Genomic DNA, 17,960 nt, shown 5'->3' with positions numbered 1-17,960 from the left:
CTGTAATTTCCTCCTTAGTGATAAACGCGCTGCAGATCGTTATCGATCACAGCATTAAACGTACATATTGTGCGCCGCAAACCGGCAGTATTTGATTGCGTAGTATCGCCAGAAAAACCGATCAACGCAAAGGCAGAACGTAGTTGCTCGGTTAAATCAGTTAGACTACCAGTATCCGTATAGAGTTCAACGGTAATCGTCCAGCGCGTCTGCCGTTCAATTTGATCAGCATCAATATAAATCGGCTCGTGCGCCGTACGGTAAATCGCAGCAGGAAACTGTGACCAAGTATCGGGATAATCGGCCGCACGTAATTTTAAAGTAGCGATACGATTAAGTATCCGCATTACTTCGGTGTTCATGTTGTAAATCACAGTTGCATACCTCCCTGTACTTCATCATGAATCCGCTGCTGTAACAACCGCCGTGCATCTTTCTCACCAGTCTCACGCAGTGCCGGTACTAAGAACTGCCGCGCCGGCTGACCGCTAGAGATATAAAACTTACGCCCCTTAATCGTGATCACACGCATACCGTAAATTTTATTTAGGTCCACATCGACCATTTCAGCGGGGATAAACCACGGCGTCTGCCGATATACTGGCTGGAACCCAGACGGAATATCTTTAGGCGATGCTTGACCATGCTGACCAGTACCGAGTTCTCGATAAATGGCGACCGCATTATCCGACCAAACACGACCAACGATATTACCTTTATCATCATTGACGACCTCATACTTAAGGCTACGCGCTAATTCACCACTAGAATGTTTCATACCAGACTGTAGGCGCTCGGTCGCCCGCGTGGCCGTTAGTTCCATGATGTCGAACGCGGCATCCCACGCCGCCTTTTGTATCAACTCTGGCAATCGTCGTAAGTTAGCAACTACTTTGCTAACATCAAGCTCCATTCCCATCGGTACCACGCTCCAATCGTTCAATCAGAATATTCTTGTGGGTGGCAAACTGCTGAATACTGATGATTTTGTAATCAGGCTTATCTGTGTCCAAAACGTCAACACAAATACCAGCGCCTTCGTCGTGATTGGCCGTGATCATGTCACCTTGATACTTTAGCTGCAACATATAAGCTAGTCGCTCACCATACAGAGATGCATTAAGTTGACCATTAGCCGGTTGCACATTGGCGTTGATCTCAATTGCATCCCCCCAGCCTTTGAGCGGATTACCTTCATCATCATAGCCGCCACCACGTCTCCGTAAATAAACAGTATGCAAGTCCTGCGGTCGCAGTCTCATGACAATCGCCTCGTTCGTCCCAGTCGGTAAGGTGCAATTGCGGAGCGGATAGATCCGGGAATGCCAATTTCAAACGTTCGCGATACGCCACCCTCAACGCGTTGAGTTTCACCTTCGTCTGCCTGCTGATTGTAGTAGACAATTGCTAAGCGACGCGCAGCAATCAACAATGAGTGATTCAGTTGAGTAGTGGTGCGGCCAGTATAATCAAGCACAGTTTGTAGTGCCTCATCATAAAAATCTGCAATCAGCTCTTCATCTGCGGCATCCGCCCCCAGCCGTCGTTTCATTGCGGCCAATTGAGCGGTCTTATCATCTTCGACTGCCATCTAATCACCTACTTACTTAAAGTGACAGTTGCTTGGATAATTTGATCAGGCTCAGCTAAGGATGGCAACGCAACCGCAGACGCCTTTTCAAAAGTACCGATTGGATCATGCGTTTCGGTGTAGATCATGTCGTAAACATTTGACACAGTGGAAGTTTGCGCGTCACTTAAATTAGCAAGCTCTTCCGGCGTTGGACCGAAGACTTTTTCGCCAACGATTTCGTCATCGAATAACGCAATCTTGTCATCAGGCCAATAATTTTTACTGATGTACTTACCATTAGCGGCCTGAACGCGATACTTTTCACCATAAGGGCGAATAACCGGTAACCCCTGTGCTTGCATGAAACTGTCAAGGTCGGCCTGGCCTACGACACGACCAGAATCTTTGCCAAATATTGCAGCGATAATCTTAGGATTACGTGTTAGTGCCCGGTAGATTTTCTTGGAGGTCATGGCCCGCGTTGGATTAATATCTAGCAAGTCGCACCAATCCTCTAAGTCACGTAATGGATCAGAGGCATCATTGTCCCAGCCAGTAGCGGCAGTAATTTTATGAGCTTTTGGTACTTGATAATCGATCACACCACTCTTCTTGTCCTCAGAATTGAGTGTGACAACACCAGTGGATAGCACTTCCATCGCCATACGCTCAACCTGTGCCAAGACGCCTTGATTCAAGACATCAAAGTCGTTATAAACGCTGTTACGCAAATATTCACCTTCTTGAGGTGTGCGCGGATTAAGCAATGCATATAAGTCCTGCTCCTTGATCTGCATTTTCCGCTTGATCAGTGCTAAATCCTGAACTGCCTTATTAGCATCACGACTACCGATTTCTGCTTCACTATCAAACCCGGCAACATTAGCTAAAATCGGCACCTTAGTGCTGCGCGTTAAAATATCAAGTGTCAGCGCTTCTACTCGCCGTGTTGGAAATAAACTGTCCCCAAGTAAAGTTGGGTAAGTACGGTTGGCCGAATAGTCGATCAAACCGTGTTGTGTAAATAAATCTGCAATAGTTGTCATGAATTAGTTCCTCCTTTTTTTAAATCATTATTCCGCTGTAGTTGGTGTAGTACCGTCAGACATATCTTCCTCGTCTGACGGAGTTACGCTTTCGGGCCGCTTGCGCCACCTTCAGTAGCGGCTGGTTCATCCCGCCACTTAATTTCTGTCATTGCCGTTTTGGCAGCATCAGTTGGTGCTACCGGCAAACGTTGTTGTAATAGATAGCCTTCCACAATAACACCAACTGGCACTGCATTGTCGGTCACATCTACTTCGTCAATCGTGACACCCTTTGCTGTTGCGTCATTGGCCGGATAAACCGTCCCAGCTGGGATGACTTTACGACCACGGTCATCGGTGATTACAGCAGTATTAGTGTTATCAACGTATTCCGTAAATGATTGAAAATGACCACTGGCCAAAAAATTAATTTGATCGATATGTTTACTTTCTACATAAGGCATAGTTCATTCCTCCTTGTTATTTCGTCTTCCATGGATCAACTACAGTTGTATGTTGTTCGTTGCGCGCCTTAGCGGCAGTTTCACCCGCTGATAAATTCTCGGCACCGGTGCCACCAGCACCTGGCTTACCGGCAGAACCAGCCAATCGCTGATCGACGCCAGACTTAACAGCATCACGAAAGATAGTCGTGATTTTTGTGTAAGCCTGTTCGATATCGTTGTCTTCGGCACCAAGCACATCATCAAAAACACCAATCAAGTTCCCAGGCAATTGATCAGTGGCTAAGCGTTCACTGAGTTTGGCCTTATTAACTAATTTGGTATTTTCCAACTTGGTTTGGGCAAGCTGATCCTGTGCTTGTTTCAAATCATAAGTCTGCTTTTCAGCCGGAGACATATCTTCATAGGCCTTTTGTGTTTGTTTATCCTTTTCCCATGCTGACTTAGCTTCGTTCAACTTATTGCTGATCAATTCATCCAATTCAGCTTGAGACTTAAAACTGACGGCATCTGGGTTAGGTTTATTGGGATCCGCTGGCGGATCAGTAGGATCTGCACCATTTGGATTCTGATTACCAGAATCACCTGCACCGTCTCCTGCATCACCATTACCACCGTCGGCAAATAGTTGTAGATTCAATTTGAGTGGCGCTTGTAACGTAATTAAGTTCTTTTTCATGTTGATCTCCTATTCCGCGGCCTGATAATAGGCACAATAAAAACGCCCTGCAATTAAGCACGACGCTAGTTCAGCATGTCCATTTCTCGATGCCACATTCATATTTGAGTTTAGGTATAATTTAACGACCTCCGCAGGTCAATTAGGGTAAATTAAAAGCACCCATGTAAACTATGAGTGCCTAATGCTGAATATGCTCCTGTTTTTCATAAAGCTTGTTAAACTCTTCCTGTGAAAGGACTCGTTCGATATCGTCAGAAGTGAAGTAGATGATCTCCCATGTGCTGGGATCATGTCCAATCGTGCCAGTGTATGACTCCGCAACTGCATCCTCAATAGTAGTTACTCGTCCGTCTTTTAATAAGACGTTGTCGTATTCTTTTGCATGCACTGCCATCTTTATCCCTCCTTCACTTCATTAATGAACATCGTAGTCATACGAGTCTCTTTCTCAGTTACAGCCCAGGCAACTCGAACATTTGCTAAGTGACCGTTTGGACCCTTCACAATAATCTGTTGTTGCCATCCACCTCCGCCATTGTTAGGCAAGGTGCGCGTCAACTTAGCGGGAAAGTGTGGCGCAAGATCAATAACTTGATGCTTCAAGTCCTGCCAATTGCTTGCACTATATCCGAGAACACTCTCAAAGTTTTGGCCCTTGGCTAGGCCGCTCTGATGGTTACCACCAAAAAGATACCCAGTGAACTTTGCATCAGCAGCAGTGGCCTTATCCGCGCTCGGTAACGCCAACTCTGGGTTGCGTTGCAATCGCATGCGCCGCTCATAATCAAGTTGAAGCATGTGCCAATCTCTATCATCATTATACTTCATCATCTGGAAGTCGTCGAAGGTTTCGGGCATATCATCAGGCATTAAATCACTGTATCGATCAAATAATTCAGCATCACTACTATAATTGGTAGCTTTCATCTGCTCAATTTCAATTGCCTCTTTACCATACTTATCAATAAGAGCTTGCTCCCACTCATGCCAAGTCGTGCCGGCCGGCAGCTCAATGGAATGCCCTAATGGATTATTAACTTGATGTTTGCCAACAAACGTTTCGTCCCCGAAGTAAGCTGCAGCGACAGTACGGCAAAACGAATGAAATGGCGGATAATTCCCACTAGGTCCATTGCAGTGCGCATCAGCAACATTGAATACCTTGCCATCTTTCTCACGACAGATTGTAGACGTACGAAAATCAAGCACAGCAATTAATACATATTGCTTGACACCATGTGCTCGCCAGCCCTTAAGCTTGGCTTGCCCAGCAACAAAGTTAGCTTCAGTTCTAATCAGTCGGCGTGCTTCATAGGCACCCACCTGAAACTCTTTCTGCAATGCAGTCATCATATCCCGTTCCGACATACCCGATAATTGCTGTGCTGTGAACAGTTCCTGTAGTTGTTTAGCCAACTTGTCGGTATTACCCCAAATGCGACTAGAGTAGTTACCACCGACCCAGTTAATATCAAGTATCGCCTTGGTCTGTTGCGTTGACATGTGCTTAAAGATCTTGACCGGTTTTTCCGGCTGCAAAGTAATTGATTTGACTACCTCACCAGTATCAGGGTTCTGAAACTCCATCACATTCGGCAACTTACGCGCACCTGGTACTGCACTGGGCGAATTCAATTTAACATCATAATCAGTTTTACTTAGAACTGCTTCAGCGGCCGCCTGCTTGTAGGCAGTCTGTGCCACCTTAGTCAAGAAGTCAGTCTCTTGCCGCAACTGCACATCTGCTAGTTGCTTAGTTGCAACATACGCTTTAGCGCGTAGCATCTCTAATTGTGTGATACGGGACTTTGCCGCCAAAGCGCTAAGATAGGCTTGCAGCTGTTTACGAACCTGTCTATCTTCAACTGTTTTAAGCAGGATGATCAAATCGTTTATATCCGAATTACTAGCTTTAGTGTTCAAAATATCGGTTAACATTGCTTCAGACACGCCGTCACGATTCGCATAACGGTCAAATATTTTCTTTGCTTCGGTCTTAAGATATTCTTGAGCCTGAATGTACGCCATAAGAATATCGTGTTCTGGACGTTTAATTCCTTTATGAAGTGTAGCATCTTGCTCAACAGCGCGACGTTCCCAGTAACCGAACGTTGCCGAGTTATCTTTAGAATTATCGGACATAGGCTACATCTCAATCTGTAAGTATTCTGGGTATTGACTAGCAATACTTTGCAGACCATGTTTTAATGCCTGAGTCAATGCCTGATTGGCTAATGTCGGGGCTATATCAGCTACAGTGAGAATATTATCATCTGTAATCTGCGGTGTTCCCTGTAGCTCATTTGTGATTGTAATAGCTAACGCTGATACTGCCGCACAAACTATATCCATACCCTTCGGCAAATAATGAGCATGACCACTAATTTGATAGCTCATCAGATTCCGATTTTCGTCCAACTTTAGTCGAGCCTTGATCATTGTCATCACCTCCGCCCTCATCATAGCTTGAAGTGTTTGGACCGCCGGCCGCAGCAATTTGCGCCGCCTGTCGTTCCATGTTGGCTTGCTTTTCTGCATTAAGCATCGCTACTAACTCATCTGGATTATCAGACCCAGGTAACCAACCTAATGCGATCTGCTGCGGAATAACGCCCTGCGCATTCTTGATATTATTGACAATATCAGTCATATTAACGGGGATGTTAGGCACAATCGTAATTTCAGTACCACTGGCATCCACTGCTTGACCCTTTATGTTGACCATATTAGTCAATAATTTAAGCCGCCGCTGAATGCCGCGAGCTAGATAACGTTGCTTAGTTGCCAACAATTGTAGTAGACCAAACAACTTATACTTCATCGCTTCACCAGAAACATTGCCCATGAAGTTCTTGTCGTTCATATTGGGCACATAGGTAATTTTATGAATGTCATCCTCGATTGCTTGTGCTAATACTTGGACCTGTGACTCATCAAATGATTTGGTCAACCAATCAACCTCGGCGCCATCATCACCCTTGCCTGGTGCTTCAATCATCCCATTCTTAATTACATCGTCTTCCAGTTTAAAGCCATATACAACGAGCAATGCGTCAACAAATGCATCCTTATCATCTAAGCGATCACTTTGTAACGAATTATAAGCGTCAATTAGTGAGATTGCCTGCTCATAATCGCCTTGTCGCTCCTCGTTGTTGCGTAACTCATTGAGTTGTACATCTCCGAAATACTGCGGCGTTACCGTACGCTTACGCACATTTGTAGCAGTCGGATAAAGTCCACTGGTGCGATAAGTGATCACATTATGTGGTGTATAGATTGTAGTTAAATAGCCATCGGCGGCACCAGTTAGCGTAAACTTCTTTAACCAGTGCACACCGAACAATGGTGTTTTATCAACAGTGTCATCAGTTACTAGCACACACCCACGCGGATCGATTTTAGCCACACGCTCCTGAGTGGTGCCATCATCGTTGAGATCCAGATAGATTAATTCATAAGCTTCACCAAAAACTGATAAGTCTTTTTCAAGCTCAGCGTCATGTGAGTTGATATCCATCGTGTCTAAGACGTCCATCAATGGCTGAATATTCTTACCCTTACCGCCGGTGATACTAATTGGATTGCCTGTTGTAAAGCCAACAATCATATCCGTCACGTACTTAGCGTGGTTGACCATTACATTAGGTGCAGCCTTACCGGTCGTACTTTCATGCTGTAACCGCCGCTGTAAAATTGATTGTTTGCCATTGTACGTATCAAAAAGGTGATCTAAACGCTGTAACGACTTCTGCCGCTGCTTGATAGCGTACGAGATCACCTCAAAGCTGGGATTGTCGATATCACCAGCAAGTTCTCGATCAATTGGAACTCCCATATAATAAACCTCCTTCCTAGCCGCGTAACCGACTTGGCTTGCGGGTAACTTTCGCCTTAGTTCCTTTATAAATTACTAAGTAAACGAAGTACCTTAGTGCATCACAGCAATGATCATGCTGCTTAACTACCTTATCTTCGCCGCGCTCAGCCGCCTTAGCATCCCAGATGTAAGAGCCAAACTCGGCAAATAGTTCTTTGAGGTTATCAGCAAACACAATCTTACCGTTGTTCATCGCCCGTTGTGTAGTGCGAATACCAGGTAACACATCGTTTGCTGCTTTACGCACAGTGTAGCCACGATTCTGCAAAGTCTTGCGAAACGAACTGGCCGACGGATCAATGATGATTTGAGCTTTGATGCCGTCCATGAACTCATCCATCTGATTGGCGTACCAAGCATCATCATGCTCTATTTCCGACTCACGGCCGGAATGGTAGAACATCTTGCAACAATGCCACGTATCACCGTTGCGGCCAAACATCAAGAATACGGTGGGATTCTGAATACCATAGTCACAGCTCACATAATACTCTTCGAAGCCATGAACATCTGGCGTTGGTTCAGTCATAGTCTGCTGATTCCAGTTAGAATAAACAACTCCATCGGCCAGCACCCACAGGCCAAGAATGTAACGCTGGTAAAATATGCCACTGTAGCGTGTTTTGTAATCCTCAAGAATATCATTAGTAAGGGATGGGTTATCCGGCATCGTAAAGTGAATGTGTAGTGCACCTTTTTTAGTTAGCTGATCTAGCCATTCTAATTTGAACCAGTGGTAGGGTCCTTCTGGATTACAATTGAACCACAGCTTTGAATTAGGCCGCGAACAACGGGCAGTTGCCTGATTAGCAAAGCTCTGTGGCATCAATGCTACCTCATCAAAAAAGAAACCGTTGAGCGTGATACCCTGAACTAAATCTTGGGACGCTTCATCTTTGCCGCCAAAATAAAAATAGTAATTAGTTTTACTGCCTTTACGAACTTCAAACATGTTATCAGTTCGGTGTTCGATTACGATATACCCACGGCCTAATAGCATCTGCTTAAGTGGACGAAATACATTTCGGCGGAATGAACCAATCGTTTTCCCAGCCATACCAAATTGTTCGTAGTTGAAATCAGTCATTGACCACATTACATAAGACAAAGACATAATGACAGTCTTACCTGCACGGACAGACCCATCACAAATGATTGCCTTATAATGCTTAGTCTTTGGATATCGCCACCACGTCAGAACCTGCAATTGTTTGCGCGAAAATGGCGTAAATTTGAATCCATTATTAATCTGTGCCATCATCGTCACTCCAAACTTTATCGCTAGCTTTGTCAATTGCGGTTAGGAACCCATCATCATCACTACCGGAATCAATCACAATGTCAGGCAGATTCTTGAGTAGCATATCCATCGCTTTCTGCGGATCATTGATTTCGACAATAACGCCGTCCTTACCTACGCGGACCGACTTAAGCAAGGATGTATCGACCTCCGACTTATCTCGCAATGTGACACGGGAAACGCGCTTCATACGTGGCTTACCCGTAGCTGAATCAATTACTTTTCGTCCTTGCTTGTCAGTCACTGGAACTTCTTTGCTGCCAAAATCGATGTAATCGCCAATGTTAGCCGTCATCTGCCGTGCTGCTTCGTTGAGAACATCCATTTTAGTCATGTGCAACTCAGCCGCCTGCTCTGCTTTAAGTTCATCGATCATAGTCCTGACGCTAACATTTGCTAACAACCGTGGGGCACTTGCTCTTGCCGTATCCGCATTAACTTTATAAGCTTTCATATATGCCCAAGTACCGTTAAAACGTTCTAAATAATATTGTGCAAATAGCTTTTGCTTTTCAGTAGCATCTGAATCTTCAATGACTTTCGGCACATTTTTAGGGTGCACCCGTTCACTAGTTTTGGGTGCACCCTTTTTGCTTGACGGTGCACCACGTGACCAACCGTTGCGCTTGCGCCATGATTTAACTGTATTCAGCGATACATCGTATTTTTCGGCAATGTCCTTATACCTCATCCCGGCCGCGTAATCGACAGCCGCTTTCTTCTGATTATCATTCATTACATGATCACCACACCTCATTCCAGCACAAAAATACCGCATCCTTTCAGATACGGTAAGGCTAATTATATTAATGTGTTCTTTGACGAATTTTATTCAGTAACTACAGACTCATTGTTGATATAGGCTTTAGCATGAAGTGTAATTTGTCTTTTTAGATTATCTGCACCAGAAATACTATTATTATAGAATATTGTTTCATTACCATGAATATCGAATGGAAGTTTCTCAGCAAAATCATTAACATAGCTTTCTTGATCACAAAGAATTATTGTTTTCTTCCCTAGAGTATGGCAAATACCCAATTCATAGAAAACGTTTGGATTTTTTTCTGAAATATCGACAATGACAAAATTTGCGACATTAATTCCAATCCAAATATTTTCCATTATTCCTTGTTGACTAGGATTAATGATACTCCCAGATTTCACAACATTCACATCAAAAGCAGATGCAAGGCACTGTTTAACAATATCAAAAATAGCTAAACGTTTCTCACTAAATTCTAAAGCATAAAATATCTGTTTTTCGTCTATAGTCAAATCGCGAGCTTGAAAAATAGGATTAATTTTCATTCTATGAGCCTCCCTAAATAATTCGTTAACAAAATATTCACATGATTTTACAATATTTATTATCCACCATGATGCTTTACCAGTATTAGAATGCTCTTCATCAGATATTCTTGATAGTTCTTGCCATGTTTTTCTACTATCACCACGAGAATTCAGAATAAAATCATTCAAAAATGGGACATTACTATCGTTTCTTGATAATTTTAACACCATGATTGGACCATTCCAGCCTAATTCATTATTTGCCGTGTCTACAAAGCCTTTTCGAATCATCTCAATATCATCGCTATACGCTTCTTTAATAAAGATTAGCGATGTTTGCTTAATTTGGGCACCACTATATGTAATACCAAAATAATAAAATTTAGAGCTAGTAGCTACTAAACAATTATAGGGTCTCAACTTAGGTAAAGGAGGTACCCCGCCTTTTTGAATATACATACCAGAACTCACAAGCATTAATACATCTAATAACCATTCTATACTATCCTTTTTCAAGCCACCAATAGCCAAGTCAGCAGGATAAACAGAAAATGGAATTGATTTTGTTGAATACTCCAAAATATCACCTCACTAAAAATAGTACCTGATATTTCTACCAGATACTACTCTTTGAGGTAATTTATTTACGCTATCATACTAACACTTAAAAAATGACATTGTCACGAAGCGTTTACGACACCATCTCTTCTAGACTGACAATACCGAATAAGAAAATAGAAAATTCCTTGATTGCTTCTTTTTGATCACGCTGACTTGTTCGCTCGGTCACTCCTAACTGCTCTGCAACTTCCATAAACGTACATTTATGTTCTGTCGTAAACATATGAACTAAGGTAAAATAGCGTCTGTGTGCGGCGTCGTCACGCTTATCCGTGTAACGCTTATACGCTCCGATCATCATATCCGTATACTCCATCATTTTCTTAGTCCGCGCTTTATATCCAGTTAAACTGCGTAGTTTTAAGTCTTCTTGACTGAATACATCTTTTAAATACATATCAATGTCAGTATCGATTTCCATAGAGTGCTCTTTTAGTATGTCGTAATTCTTAAGTAAAAGACGTGTATTTTTAAGTCTCCAAGTCTGCTCATGTAAGAATTGCTTGTGCCGTTCCTCTTTTACCAGTTGAGTCACTAATGTTGCTATATCTTTTACGGTCTGTTCGTTTAGTTCACTCACATGATCAACCCCTGTGTTATAATTAATCTGCTAAGATATTGAGCTGCCATGCAAATGGTGGCTTTTTTTATATTAATGCGGCATCACTATCCTTACGGTTATCAATCACGTAAAACGTCTTAGTTGTTGCTGTTGAATTGTGCCCCATCATCACGCTAACTGCTTCGATTGGTTTGTGCTCGCGAACCACCAAATCGGTGGCTCGTGTTGTCCTCAGATCATGCGGGTGCACATTGCGACCTAAAACTTTGCTGAAATCATCAGAAAACCAATACGCAAACGCTGCCGGGGTTAAATCAGTGACGCCACTCCGATCAATGTGTACAAATAGGCTGGCGGCATCATCCCCTAATCCCAATTCATTAACTAGCTCGCGGCGCTGTTTATCCCAACGGCGGATATAACGCATTGTGTCGGTCGATATCTTAAACTCACGCACCTTACCTAACTTACCAGCGCCCTTACAGCGAATTGAATTACTCACAAAATAATTATGATTAATCCCGTAATCATCTTGATAATAATGCATGTCCTCAACCGAATACTGTGCGATTCTCCGCTCAAACTGAGCTGATTCAGCTCGACGACACGCAGTTTGGTAGGTTAAGACTAAGTAGCACAGGCGCTGATAATCCTGTCGCTTTTCCAAAGTATTCATCAGCAATTCAAATTCCTCTGGCGTGATTGGATGCTTCTCTTTCCTAGGAGTCTGTACCATGTTTTCGCGCCCTTTACGAATCGGATTTCGAAAAGATGGGTACTCGTCTTCATAATATTTCTCAATATATTCACAAAGCTCGGAGGCCGCAGCCAACTTGACCTTGACGTTATTCGTCGATCCGTTATGTCCGAGCAACCAGTCCTGATAAGCTTTACCGTCCCTGATTTTAAGCTCAATGATTTTTTTATTATCACAATAATCATAAATCCACTTGGCGAAAATTCGCAGGCACGATCGATATTGCTGCAATGTTGCCGGAGACAATCGCGGCGAATGCTGCAAGTACTCTTCTATTTTCTTACGATTAAACTTACGGGCCTGTTTCTTAAGCCATTGATCTGTAACGGGGGCGATTCTAACTGTTTGTTCCACTTCTTAAATGCACTCCTTTAATTAATGACGAACCAAAACCAGACTAAATATTTACATACCGACAAAACAAACATTCCAGTGAGTGCCATCGCCCACCAACAGATGACTGCACCCGTGATGACTGTCAAAACATCAGTTAAAAATTTCATGCTGGTGTCACCTTTCATAAATTGCTCATATCATTGGACAATTTCTTGTTCAGATTTTCTATTCTCAGGTCAAGTACATGCAAGTAATCTCGCATGTGACCTAACTGCATTTCTAGCAAATGTCGCTGTGGCTCATATAACACGCCGACCGCACCGTTACCGCGATCTATTTTATTCCACAGTTCATAACGTTCGGATAGCAAGTCGTGTAATGTCTGCTCGTTTGTCTTCATCTTATTCACTTCCTAAAAATTACTTTTTATAATGATAAAAGCCGACCAATATCGCTAGGTTGGTGTCCGTCCCATTTGGGCGCCTGCGGCAATTCTGGGACTTTAAACATATCCCATTCCGACAGCTCATAATGATATGAGTAATCTCCTTCCGGTGTGTGAATGCCAACAACAAAGTAACCTGGGAACATAGAACCGTCCTCGTGCTGTTTTGACTTCCATGCTACGTCTGGGTGATCCTTGCAAACTACCGCAAACAGAACTGCTCGGTGATGATACAATTCACCAAAAGTATGCGAACCGTCACTGATGCCATTTGTTTCATCGCCTTTAAGCTGGTATTTAATAAAACCGTTCATGCGACGAACCTTTGTTTTACTCAAACTAATTCCTCCCTAAAGTTAGCTTTTAACGTCAACCTAGCGACGCCATTATCATTGATATTTTGTCATCCGCCTTATGCTCCGTATCTTTGAGCAAATGAGCATACGTTTCTTGTGTTGTAGAAACATTAGCGTGACCCAATCGCTTGCTGACAACCATAATTGGAATGCTGTTTGCGATTAAGACTGACGCCTGGGTGTGACGTAAACCGTGACATGTGATTACTGTAATGCCAGCTTTCTCGCAGAGACGTTTCAAATGCGTGTTAACAGTTGAATCAAATACTCGTTTACCATGTACGAAAATTGGTTCATCCCCCGGAAATTGATCAATAATACGATCAATTATTCTTGCTGTTTTGTAATCTATTGCGATTGTTCGCATGCTAGATGGTGTCTTGGTCGGCTTAAATCCGCCCTGGCTACTCTTATGATCCCAAGTCTTATTTACAGTTAACGTTAGATTATCTAAATCAAAATCTGCTGGTGTCAGCGCTAATGCTTCCGCAAAACGTAGGCCCGTTTTAGCCAGTAAAAAAATGAATTTATCCCAAGTTGGATCGTTTCCTGATAAATCAAGCACTTTTATTAACTTGTCCAATTCATCGCGCTCCAAATATTTTTTATGCTTTTTTCGAGTCGGTTCTTTCCCTTTAATAACGATCCGAATCATTGGATTACGGGTTAAAATCCCCTCGTCGATGGCATCAGTAATAGCCGCACGAATTTGAGTGACAAAATCTTGTGTCGTTACTTTTTCGTGTGTTTGTGCGTAGCGATTAACTAAGCTTTGCATTTCACTACGATCTAATTGCTCCATTTTCATTTCGCCAGTTAATGTTCTAATCCACTTGGCTGTCATTAAATATTTGGTGTATGTTGCCGAAGCAACTACACCTTCCTTGTAGGTTTGAATCCATTTATCGTAATAATCAGCGAACAACCATTTACGTTTTGTTGCTAATTTAGTCATTTCACTCGTTTACCTCCGATCATTAAAAGGATCATATTGGCAACTGGACCGCTTAACTCAGTTGACTCGATATGCTCTATAGCTGGTTCAGTCCACTTCTTAATCTCAAACTCTTTCGCTACTGCCTCACTATGCGGCATTATATTAATACTGCTAAACTGCAAAACATCATCGTGATCGTTTTGAATAAAATAAATCTGTTTTATTTCACGGCTCAATGAGTCTCCATGAATCACATAAGCGTTCATGCCGCGAATTGCCAGATTAAATAATAAAAACGGAACTGCGCGGTCAGATAATTCTTCGCAATAATAAAAATAATCACTCGGCTTATAATCCCAATATGAGATTGACAGACAGTCTGCCCACCATTTAGCTATTGTTATTCCGCCTGTCCCAGCGGCAACATCGTAATTTGAATGGGATCCAGTAGTCAGTCGAGTGAGAACTTTTGCCACAGCCTCTGGTGTAAAATCCTGCTTCTTAGTTTTCCGCTGCGCTTGCTCGTCCTCAAAATACTCGTGGAACCAATCAAAGCTCATATCTGCGGAAACAGCTAGGAAATTTCTAAATAATTGTTCTCGTTGTGATTTATCCATTAAAATCTGCATTAACTTCCCCGGCGCTTTAAACGCGTCATCGATATCTAACAATTGATTGACAACTTCTTCTGTAAAGTCAGGCATGCTTCGCCTCCTTGTAGATAAAATTCATCAGCTTGTTGTGATAGTCATACCGTTCTTTAAGATTGAGATCCGATCCACCCAGGCGCTTAGGTTTAGGTAATCGATCTTCGTTTCTAAGCTTGCTAATTCGGTGTTCTATGGCAATGCGTGATCGCTGTAGGATAAATGCGAGTTCATTGGCGTTTGTATTAATCCAATTGGCATCGGATTTAAAATTAACGATCAATAACTGCTCATCGTCCCTAGTCCATGGTCGAGCATTGTATTCAAGCTGTCCTGCTGTTATAAGTCTGGATTTTAACCATGCGATCCCTTTTCTAGTACGGCCAAAGCGATCGGCAACCATCTGTACACTTGCGCCAGCCTGAAACATTGCAATAATTCGCTCGATTTCTTGTTCAGAGTACGGTCGTTGATATTCTTCAAATTGATTTTGCAGTTTCAAAGGTGGCAAAAAACCGGTTCGTCTCAATTTATATATCCGGCGCCGCAAAGTATAGGTAGTGATATTAAACTTCTCGGCTACTTCCGGATAATTCAAGATTTGGTTTGTATTCGGGTCGGTAATTAATGCGCTTCGCAATTTTTCAATTACTTCCGGATTAGACCATTGGTTATGAGCCACCTTCAACACCTCCGTAAATTTAACTTTTATTTGCGATCGCTTTGTCTGCCGCAATCACTAGCTCACGTAATCCTTCGTTTTCTTTCCAATAATTCTTAGGGCGTAATCCAGCTTTGATTGCCATACGCTGAATGCCATACAAGTCTTCGCTTGAAAATTCCCACGATTCATAATAGGGCTGCAAAGTGTGTGCAGCGAACTTGCGCATATAATCATCGAGTTCACCTTGAGTGATTGGTGCCATAGATTCAATTAGTTTGGCATCATCATCTGCTTTAAGTGATGCTGATATTTCCTTCAATTGTTCTTCAAGCTTAGCCTTCTCTTTTCCTGATAGTGGCATCTATTTCACCTCCGTAAAGCTAGTTTTCTTCGTCATCTTCATCTACATAAACATCGTCGAGAGACATGCTAATGCTGCCCTCGGTAATAATTTCCTCCAGATCAAAATAAAAATTGTTATATAATGCAGCAGTGACATGCCCAAGTATTTGTTCAACGTTGTCACGAACTGAATCACGGCTATTCATCGCAATGTTTTCTATTGCCGTATTGATTAACAATAATTGTTTCCGATTATATTCGGCAGCAATTACTTTTTTTGATGCAGGCATTAATTTTAGTGTTCCTGTTGGATAGTCTAGGGCGGTTTCTAACGCTGCCAAATTATAGCCAGCAACTTTATAATCTAAAATAAGCGAATTATTTTCATCCTTAGAAGTTTCATATACCAATCCATGTGAGATGGCGGTGCGCCCTTCCTTGGTAACATATTCTTTTCTTTTTGAATCATAAATAATATATTTATCGCTCATAGCTTCACTCCCCTAAACTTAGTTTTAGTTATCAAGCTTACGCCCACAGATCGGGCAAAAATTGATTGGAATCTCTATATCCTCGTCTTGTAGCATGTGGCGTACAAAAAGCTTGCCTTCCTCAATCTCGACAGTCATTGCCGGATCATCATCTGTTTCTGGACCCCAGAATTGATTGCCACGACAATACGGACATAACATAGCTGCACTCATAATTTCATCTCCAAATTTAGTTTTAAAACTCAAAATCGGTTTTAACGTACTGAGTAATCGAAGCAATCGGTGTAACAAATACATCTTCAATGTTTTTGTGATGGAGCCAATCGTGTTCGTTAAATTCGCGAATTTGATTGGCTCCACCCATCTCGATTGGTAAGGAATCTAGAAGTGTCATAGAATTACCAAATTCTTCAGTTATTTCGTTCATCGAATATAATTCCGCCTCGAATGGATTGGCATAATAACCGCCAAACGATCTAGGTTCATTATCTTTTGTCCTATGTCCCCAAAATAGCGGATACTTAATTGACGAATGCTTAGCAGTCATCAAAACATATTTTCTTTCGTCTAAATCCATGCTCGAATCACCTCTAAATATTGTTTTTATCATCCCTGTGAACCAAAAATCCTTCTGAATCGGCTACGGTAATGGTTACCTTATTTTCTAAAAGTAGACATTGTCGGATGAAATGGTATAAGCTCATTGCCTCTTGGTCATCCAACTCAAATGAAGTACTCTGTCCTTTACTAATTTCGATGCCATCCACTTGTTCATCAGCATAATAATCGTCAACATCATCAGACGTCGAAACACTTAGGAAAAATTTGCTCATAAAATCACCTCTAAATTAATTTTTTAACTATTTTCCGTTATAAGCCTGCAGCATATTAATAAAAATATGATCTGCAAGCTCAGCTGCTGCATTTGAACTATCAGTCCGTTCACTTGCTCCTTGTAATAGCCCTATATAGATACCAACCAAAGTTTTAGATGACTCTATCATTTCCTGATTAAGCACCAAACCCTTCATATCCAAATTAGTGAACTGTTCAATATCTGGTTTGTTATTTTTCATTGCTTTTATTCCTCTTTCTGATCTTTCTGATCTTTTTGCCCCGAACCCAGGTGCCAACATCATGCTCTGACCACTCACCACGTGCTACCAGATAACGACTCTTGATTGGTCCACCGACTTTAAGCTGTTGAGAAACGGCTGATCTGGTGACCTTCAGCAGACTGGCTAATTCCGTTATATTAATTGTGTAACGGCTATGGTGCGTATACTGATCAGTAACACGATATTGATAGACTGCTTCACTCGCCGATAACTCGCGATTAAGTAGCAGTATGCGCGGATCATCATCTGGTGCGTTCAGCACACTGCCATATTGGTCTTCGAGCTGCCTAATCAATTTCAATTCGCGTTCTTTCATGTTTCCACCTCACATCCAGTAGCCGATCTGAGCAAGCTCAGCCATTGTTAACTTTGTCTTAATGCCCGACTACTATTACTACTCTAAAATCGTATGAGCTGCACGATACAGTGCCTTATCAAAGGTTGATTGATAACGTTCTTCATTT

28 protein-coding genes are annotated in these 17,960 nt (G+C 42.3%); all 28 read right to left on the bottom strand.

The window, feature by feature from the left end:
- Positions 1–14: 14 nt before the first annotated feature.
- Positions 15–374, bottom strand: a complete 360-nt coding sequence (locus EKM76_RS02485) for a hypothetical protein (RefSeq protein WP_225417859.1) — start codon at positions 372–374, stop codon at positions 15–17.
- Positions 371–919 carry an HK97 gp10 family phage protein gene (locus EKM76_RS02480; RefSeq protein ID WP_125549088.1) on the bottom strand — a complete coding sequence of 183 codons (549 nt, stop codon included), beginning with the start codon at positions 917–919 and terminating at the stop codon, positions 371–373. The genes EKM76_RS02485 and EKM76_RS02480 overlap by 4 nt, the downstream gene beginning before the upstream one ends.
- Positions 903–1,262, bottom strand: coding sequence for a hypothetical protein (locus EKM76_RS02475; protein ID WP_125549087.1), 360 nt, complete (start codon positions 1,260–1,262; stop codon positions 903–905). Before EKM76_RS02475 ends, EKM76_RS02480 begins: the two co-directional genes overlap by 17 nt.
- Positions 1,259–1,591: a phage head-tail connector protein gene (locus EKM76_RS02470; RefSeq protein WP_125549086.1), complete on the bottom strand. Its 333-nt coding sequence runs from the start codon at positions 1,589–1,591 to the stop codon at positions 1,259–1,261. Before EKM76_RS02470 ends, EKM76_RS02475 begins: the two co-directional genes overlap by 4 nt.
- A gap of 8 nt (positions 1,592–1,599) precedes the next feature.
- A complete protein-coding gene (locus EKM76_RS02465; protein ID WP_125549085.1) occupies positions 1,600–2,619 on the bottom strand; it encodes a major capsid protein in 1,020 nt (339 codons plus the stop codon).
- A gap of 83 nt (positions 2,620–2,702) precedes the next feature.
- Entirely contained in the window at positions 2,703–3,065 is a 363-nt protein-coding gene (locus tag EKM76_RS02460) for a hypothetical protein (RefSeq protein WP_125549084.1), read from the bottom strand.
- Positions 3,066–3,081: 16 nt separating this feature from the next.
- A complete protein-coding gene (locus tag EKM76_RS02455; RefSeq protein WP_125549083.1) occupies positions 3,082–3,744 on the bottom strand; it encodes a capsid assembly scaffolding protein Gp46 family protein in 663 nt (220 codons plus the stop codon).
- A gap of 181 nt (positions 3,745–3,925) precedes the next feature.
- Complete coding sequence (locus EKM76_RS02450) at positions 3,926–4,141, bottom strand: hypothetical protein (protein WP_125549082.1); 216 nt, start codon at positions 4,139–4,141, stop codon at positions 3,926–3,928.
- Positions 4,142–4,143: 2 nt separating this feature from the next.
- On the bottom strand, positions 4,144–5,889 hold the full coding sequence (locus EKM76_RS02445; RefSeq protein ID WP_125549081.1) for a minor capsid protein: 1,746 nt from the start codon (positions 5,887–5,889) through the stop codon (positions 4,144–4,146).
- A 3-nt stretch (positions 5,890–5,892) separates the two neighbouring features.
- Positions 5,893–6,186 carry a ribosomal-processing cysteine protease Prp gene (locus EKM76_RS02440; RefSeq protein ID WP_164507564.1) on the bottom strand — a complete coding sequence of 98 codons (294 nt, stop codon included), beginning with the start codon at positions 6,184–6,186 and terminating at the stop codon, positions 5,893–5,895.
- Positions 6,128–7,585: a phage portal protein gene (locus EKM76_RS02435; protein WP_125549079.1), complete on the bottom strand. Its 1,458-nt coding sequence runs from the start codon at positions 7,583–7,585 to the stop codon at positions 6,128–6,130. Before EKM76_RS02435 ends, EKM76_RS02440 begins: the two co-directional genes overlap by 59 nt.
- Positions 7,586–7,601: 16 nt before the next feature.
- Complete coding sequence (locus tag EKM76_RS02430) at positions 7,602–8,885, bottom strand: PBSX family phage terminase large subunit (protein WP_125549078.1); 1,284 nt, start codon at positions 8,883–8,885, stop codon at positions 7,602–7,604.
- The gene (locus EKM76_RS02425) at positions 8,872–9,663 is read right to left on the bottom strand and encodes a terminase small subunit (protein ID WP_125549077.1); all 792 of its coding nucleotides are present in this window, start codon (positions 9,661–9,663) and stop codon (positions 8,872–8,874) included. Before EKM76_RS02425 ends, EKM76_RS02430 begins: the two co-directional genes overlap by 14 nt.
- 92 nt (positions 9,664–9,755) lie before the next feature.
- A complete protein-coding gene (locus EKM76_RS02420; RefSeq protein ID WP_125549076.1) occupies positions 9,756–10,799 on the bottom strand; it encodes a hypothetical protein in 1,044 nt (347 codons plus the stop codon).
- A gap of 112 nt (positions 10,800–10,911) precedes the next feature.
- Positions 10,912–11,262 (bottom strand): hypothetical protein, encoded by a 351-nt coding sequence (locus tag EKM76_RS02415; protein WP_125549075.1) that lies wholly within the window; start codon positions 11,260–11,262, stop codon positions 10,912–10,914.
- Positions 11,263–11,488: 226 nt separating this feature from the next.
- A complete protein-coding gene (locus EKM76_RS02410; protein ID WP_125549074.1) occupies positions 11,489–12,514 on the bottom strand; it encodes a tyrosine-type recombinase/integrase in 1,026 nt (341 codons plus the stop codon).
- 163 nt (positions 12,515–12,677) lie between these two features.
- Positions 12,678–12,896 carry a crAss001_48 related protein gene (locus EKM76_RS02405; RefSeq protein WP_125549073.1) on the bottom strand — a complete coding sequence of 73 codons (219 nt, stop codon included), beginning with the start codon at positions 12,894–12,896 and terminating at the stop codon, positions 12,678–12,680.
- A 26-nt stretch (positions 12,897–12,922) separates the two neighbouring features.
- The gene (locus tag EKM76_RS02400; protein WP_225417858.1) at positions 12,923–13,279 is read right to left on the bottom strand and encodes a WDGH domain-containing protein; all 357 of its coding nucleotides are present in this window, start codon (positions 13,277–13,279) and stop codon (positions 12,923–12,925) included.
- Between the two features lie 31 nt (positions 13,280–13,310).
- Positions 13,311–14,252, bottom strand: a complete 942-nt coding sequence (locus EKM76_RS02395) for a tyrosine-type recombinase/integrase (RefSeq protein ID WP_125549072.1) — start codon at positions 14,250–14,252, stop codon at positions 13,311–13,313.
- Positions 14,249–14,938 (bottom strand): N-6 DNA methylase, encoded by a 690-nt coding sequence (locus EKM76_RS02390; protein WP_125549071.1) that lies wholly within the window; start codon positions 14,936–14,938, stop codon positions 14,249–14,251. Before EKM76_RS02390 ends, EKM76_RS02395 begins: the two co-directional genes overlap by 4 nt.
- Positions 14,931–15,563, bottom strand: a complete 633-nt coding sequence (locus tag EKM76_RS02385; protein WP_125549070.1) for a hypothetical protein — start codon at positions 15,561–15,563, stop codon at positions 14,931–14,933. The genes EKM76_RS02390 and EKM76_RS02385 overlap by 8 nt, the downstream gene beginning before the upstream one ends.
- Before the next feature lie 19 nt (positions 15,564–15,582).
- Complete coding sequence (locus EKM76_RS02380; protein ID WP_125549069.1) at positions 15,583–15,906, bottom strand: hypothetical protein; 324 nt, start codon at positions 15,904–15,906, stop codon at positions 15,583–15,585.
- 19 nt (positions 15,907–15,925) lie between these two features.
- A complete protein-coding gene (locus tag EKM76_RS02375) occupies positions 15,926–16,378 on the bottom strand; it encodes a hypothetical protein (protein ID WP_125549068.1) in 453 nt (150 codons plus the stop codon).
- A gap of 24 nt (positions 16,379–16,402) precedes the next feature.
- Positions 16,403–16,591 carry a hypothetical protein gene (locus EKM76_RS02370; RefSeq protein ID WP_125549067.1) on the bottom strand — a complete coding sequence of 63 codons (189 nt, stop codon included), beginning with the start codon at positions 16,589–16,591 and terminating at the stop codon, positions 16,403–16,405.
- A gap of 22 nt (positions 16,592–16,613) precedes the next feature.
- On the bottom strand, positions 16,614–16,955 hold the full coding sequence (locus tag EKM76_RS02365; RefSeq protein WP_125549066.1) for a hypothetical protein: 342 nt from the start codon (positions 16,953–16,955) through the stop codon (positions 16,614–16,616).
- Positions 16,956–16,968: 13 nt separating this feature from the next.
- On the bottom strand, positions 16,969–17,211 hold the full coding sequence (locus EKM76_RS02360; RefSeq protein WP_125549065.1) for a hypothetical protein: 243 nt from the start codon (positions 17,209–17,211) through the stop codon (positions 16,969–16,971).
- 27 nt (positions 17,212–17,238) lie between these two features.
- Positions 17,239–17,454, bottom strand: coding sequence for a hypothetical protein (locus tag EKM76_RS02355; protein WP_125549064.1), 216 nt, complete (start codon positions 17,452–17,454; stop codon positions 17,239–17,241).
- On the bottom strand, positions 17,444–17,812 hold the full coding sequence (locus tag EKM76_RS02350; protein WP_125549063.1) for a hypothetical protein: 369 nt from the start codon (positions 17,810–17,812) through the stop codon (positions 17,444–17,446). The genes EKM76_RS02355 and EKM76_RS02350 overlap by 11 nt, the downstream gene beginning before the upstream one ends.
- Positions 17,813–17,960 lie beyond the last annotated feature (148 nt).

Source organism: Loigolactobacillus zhaoyuanensis (assembly GCF_003946385.1).
GTDB lineage: Bacteria > Bacillota > Bacilli > Lactobacillales > Lactobacillaceae > Loigolactobacillus > Loigolactobacillus zhaoyuanensis.
Note: the sequence above shows the minus strand (reverse complement) of the source record. Positions and strands in the feature narration are given on the sequence as shown.

What these genes read in the sequence shown, in the direction of transcription:
- EKM76_RS02480 (WP_125549088.1), bottom strand. Translation starts at nt 919, where the DNA reads ATGGGAATGGAGCTTGATGTTAGCAAAGTAGTTGCTAACTTACGACGA.
- EKM76_RS02475 (WP_125549087.1), bottom strand. Translation starts at nt 1,262, where the DNA reads ATGAGACTGCGACCGCAGGACTTGCATACTGTTTATTTACGGAGACGT.
- EKM76_RS02470 (WP_125549086.1), bottom strand. Translation starts at nt 1,591, where the DNA reads ATGGCAGTCGAAGATGATAAGACCGCTCAATTGGCCGCAATGAAACGA.
- EKM76_RS02465 (WP_125549085.1), bottom strand. Translation starts at nt 2,619, where the DNA reads ATGACAACTATTGCAGATTTATTTACACAACACGGTTTGATCGACTAT.
- EKM76_RS02460 (WP_125549084.1), bottom strand. Translation starts at nt 3,065, where the DNA reads ATGCCTTATGTAGAAAGTAAACATATCGATCAAATTAATTTTTTGGCC.
- EKM76_RS02455 (WP_125549083.1), bottom strand. Translation starts at nt 3,744, where the DNA reads ATGAAAAAGAACTTAATTACGTTACAAGCGCCACTCAAATTGAATCTA.
- EKM76_RS02450 (WP_125549082.1), bottom strand. Translation starts at nt 4,141, where the DNA reads ATGGCAGTGCATGCAAAAGAATACGACAACGTCTTATTAAAAGACGGA.
- EKM76_RS02445 (WP_125549081.1), bottom strand. Translation starts at nt 5,889, where the DNA reads ATGTCCGATAATTCTAAAGATAACTCGGCAACGTTCGGTTACTGGGAA.
- EKM76_RS02440 (WP_164507564.1), bottom strand. Translation starts at nt 6,186, where the DNA reads ATGATCAAGGCTCGACTAAAGTTGGACGAAAATCGGAATCTGATGAGC.
- EKM76_RS02435 (WP_125549079.1), bottom strand. Translation starts at nt 7,585, where the DNA reads ATGGGAGTTCCAATTGATCGAGAACTTGCTGGTGATATCGACAATCCC.
- EKM76_RS02430 (WP_125549078.1), bottom strand. Translation starts at nt 8,885, where the DNA reads ATGGCACAGATTAATAATGGATTCAAATTTACGCCATTTTCGCGCAAA.
- EKM76_RS02425 (WP_125549077.1), bottom strand. Translation starts at nt 9,663, where the DNA reads ATGAATGATAATCAGAAGAAAGCGGCTGTCGATTACGCGGCCGGGATG.
- EKM76_RS02415 (WP_125549075.1), bottom strand. Translation starts at nt 11,262, where the DNA reads ATGGAAATCGATACTGACATTGATATGTATTTAAAAGATGTATTCAGT.
- EKM76_RS02405 (WP_125549073.1), bottom strand. Translation starts at nt 12,896, where the DNA reads ATGAAGACAAACGAGCAGACATTACACGACTTGCTATCCGAACGTTAT.
- EKM76_RS02395 (WP_125549072.1), bottom strand. Translation starts at nt 14,252, where the DNA reads ATGACTAAATTAGCAACAAAACGTAAATGGTTGTTCGCTGATTATTAC.
- EKM76_RS02390 (WP_125549071.1), bottom strand. Translation starts at nt 14,938, where the DNA reads ATGCCTGACTTTACAGAAGAAGTTGTCAATCAATTGTTAGATATCGAT.
- EKM76_RS02380 (WP_125549069.1), bottom strand. Translation starts at nt 15,906, where the DNA reads ATGCCACTATCAGGAAAAGAGAAGGCTAAGCTTGAAGAACAATTGAAG.
- EKM76_RS02375 (WP_125549068.1), bottom strand. Translation starts at nt 16,378, where the DNA reads ATGAGCGATAAATATATTATTTATGATTCAAAAAGAAAAGAATATGTT.
- EKM76_RS02370 (WP_125549067.1), bottom strand. Translation starts at nt 16,591, where the DNA reads ATGAGTGCAGCTATGTTATGTCCGTATTGTCGTGGCAATCAATTCTGG.
- EKM76_RS02365 (WP_125549066.1), bottom strand. Translation starts at nt 16,955, where the DNA reads ATGGATTTAGACGAAAGAAAATATGTTTTGATGACTGCTAAGCATTCG.
- EKM76_RS02360 (WP_125549065.1), bottom strand. Translation starts at nt 17,211, where the DNA reads ATGAGCAAATTTTTCCTAAGTGTTTCGACGTCTGATGATGTTGACGAT.
- EKM76_RS02355 (WP_125549064.1), bottom strand. Translation starts at nt 17,454, where the DNA reads ATGAAAAATAACAAACCAGATATTGAACAGTTCACTAATTTGGATATG.
- EKM76_RS02350 (WP_125549063.1), bottom strand. Translation starts at nt 17,812, where the DNA reads ATGAAAGAACGCGAATTGAAATTGATTAGGCAGCTCGAAGACCAATAT.